This is a genomic window from Flavobacterium fructosi, assembly GCF_042787335.1.
GTDB lineage: Bacteria > Bacteroidota > Bacteroidia > Flavobacteriales > Flavobacteriaceae > Flavobacterium > Flavobacterium fructosi.
The window spans coordinates 1-2647 of sequence record NZ_JBHZQA010000032.1 but is presented as its reverse complement, the minus strand read 5'-3'; the positions used below and the strand labels follow the sequence as shown (position 1 = coordinate 2647).

The window sequence follows — 2647 nt, the reverse complement described above, 5'->3', positions numbered from 1 at the left end:
TGCAAATTCCAGTGATATTGACCACCCAATTCCAATTTAAAGTGAGCACCTGATTCCAATTCAAAATGAGCACCTAATTCCGGAGCAAAATGACCACCTCCATTTTTCATTAAAAACTACTTTTTTTCATCTGTTAATTAGTATTCAAATATACTTAAAATATTACCCTTTGTTTATACCTCTTTTCTTTCTCATAGATTCTCCGTGCAATTCGATTCGGTGAGATTGATGTATCAGCCTATCCAAAATTGCATCAGCTATGGTTTTTTCTCCAATGATGTCATACCAGCCTTGCACTGGGATTTGTGATGTTACAATTATAGAACCATTATTATGCCTGTCTTCAATGATTTCTAAAAGGGTAATTCGGTTATGACTATCTAATGCTTGCAGCCCAAAATCGTCCAATATAATGACATCTTGCCTTTCTATTTTGGCCAATTCTCGCAGATAAGAACCATCTGCTTTGGCCATTTTTAATTTAGCAAACAACTTCGAAGTATTAAAATAACTCACTTTAAAACCTTGTATACAGGCTTGGTAACCCAATGCAGTACCCAAATAACTTTTGCCTACACCTGTACTTCCTGTGATTAAAATGTTTTCATTTTTTTCTACAAATTCACATTCTGCCAGACGCAGTACAGTGTTTCGGTCCAGATTACGGGTTTGGTCAAAATTGATAGTTTCAATGTTTGATTTGTAATGGAATCGGGCATTGGTGATACTGCGTGCAATACGCCGATTGTGCCTTTCATCCCATTCGGCATCAATAAGCATCGATACAAATTCATCGAGTGTGTAATGGTCTGTTTTTCCGCTTTCAATAGCCGTTTTAAAAGCATTATGCATGCCATAAAGCTTCATTTGTTTCATTTTTGTTACTGTGGATTCATTCATGATTATTGGATTTTAATTTAATTATAATACTGTTTCCCTCTGATGTTACCGTGAATAGGGAGTTCTTGCTCGGGTTCTTGGTCAAAATCAATATGGTCTAAGTTGTTTTCTAAAATATTTTGTATCGTCTTAAAATTGTAAATTTTATAATCAAGTGCCCGCCTGCAGGCATTTATTAATCGCTCTTTCCCTACCTTTTTCTCCAAGCCCAGTATTCCTAAACAACTCTTATAAGCCTGTTCAGGATGGTTTCTGCTTTCGATGATCTGCATGATATATTCTGCTACTGACTCATCAATGCTACTTGCCCAATCAATAAATCGAGCAGGACTCCACTGGGCTACAAATTGATGTGTACTGGCTAAATGCTCTGGGATTGTGGTATAGATATAAGGTTTGTAATTCCTTGGATGAATGGCTATTCGATTGTATTTATAGTATATCTCTACAGTTGATTTGATATACAATAGTTTCACTTTTTTCTTTATATATTGATACGGAACACTGTAATAATTTTTGTCTTGACTTAATTGAACATGTCCGTTTTGCATCACTGTTGCAAAGGATTGGTATTTAATTTCAAAGCGTTCTTGTGGTAGTGGGCGTAGTTTTTGTTGCTCATCTTCTAAAAACAATTCTATACGAGAGTAAGGACGTCCTGTGAGTTTTCGACTATTATGGGCATCCAATAAATCCCATATCTGCTGGTTTAATTCTTCCAGAGAAAAGAATTTAGTTTCTTTAAGGTTTACATAAATCCTTCTGTACAATATCTTGACAGCTCCTTCAACCAATGACTTATCTCTTGGTTTATAAGCCCTGGCAGGCAAGATTGTAGTTTGGTAATGCTCGGCTAAATCAGCTAAAGTTTCATTGATAGTAGGTTCAAAACGACTGCTTTTTATCACTGCAGATTTTAAATTATCCGGGACAATTGCCGCAGGAGTGCCTTCAAAAAAACGCATGGCATTTTCTACCGAAGTAACAAAATCTTCTTTTTGCTGGCTCATAGAAGCTTCGGCATAGGTGTATTGACTGGCTCCCAATATGGCTACAAAAAATTGTACTTCTTTGATTTCTCCCGTGTCTTTATCAATGATGGAGAGTGTTTTTCCAGCATAATCCACATACATTTTATCACCCGCTTTGTGATTCATGTGCATTACTGGATTGACTCGTTTACCCCATGTTTTGTAATGATGGCCAAATTGTGAACTCCTGTAACCATCAGGGTTTACGGCAATATATTGCTCCCACATATGTTGTACGGTAACGCCAACTTTTTTTAGTTCCCGTTCCATTTTAGGAAAAAAATCATGAAGTTTCTGCAATTTGGGACTAATGGATTCCACTGTAGTGTGTGAAAACAAAAGTTCTAACTCGGCATCTGTTTTTTCGTTAATTACTTCAAAGTTTAATCCGAGAACTTCAAATAAAGAAATATACTTCTTTACCGTATTTCTAGAAAGAGATAAGTACTTACTTATGAATAACTTACTTTTCCCGTTACAGTAGAATTTAATTGCTTTTCTAATTTTACTCATGTCTGTTATTTTGTTTGCCATAATCCGTATTTTTTTAACGAATGTATGGTGCTAACAACATGAAAAAGTCAGTAGTTTTTAAGGGTTAATTGTACACCAAAATCAGGTGGTCAATTTGAACTGGAAAGTGGTGGTCAGTTTGCTCCGAAACTGGTGGTCAATTTACACTGGAATAGGGTGGTCAATTTGACCGGTTTTTCCAA

General features: G+C 35.9%; 2 protein-coding genes. Both read right to left on the bottom strand.

Annotation, left to right across the window (positions count from 1 at the left end):
* Window positions 1-162 precede the first annotated feature (162 nt).
* Complete coding sequence (gene istB / locus ACFX5D_RS16215) at window positions 163-900, bottom strand: IS21-like element helper ATPase IstB (RefSeq protein WP_379859238.1); 738 nt, start codon at window positions 898-900, stop codon at window positions 163-165.
* A gap of 17 nt (window positions 901-917) precedes the next feature.
* Window positions 918-2465 carry an IS21 family transposase gene (gene istA / locus ACFX5D_RS16210; protein WP_379859237.1) on the bottom strand — a complete coding sequence of 516 codons (1548 nt, stop codon included), beginning with the start codon at window positions 2463-2465 and terminating at the stop codon, window positions 918-920.
* Window positions 2466-2647: the final 182 nt, after the last annotated feature.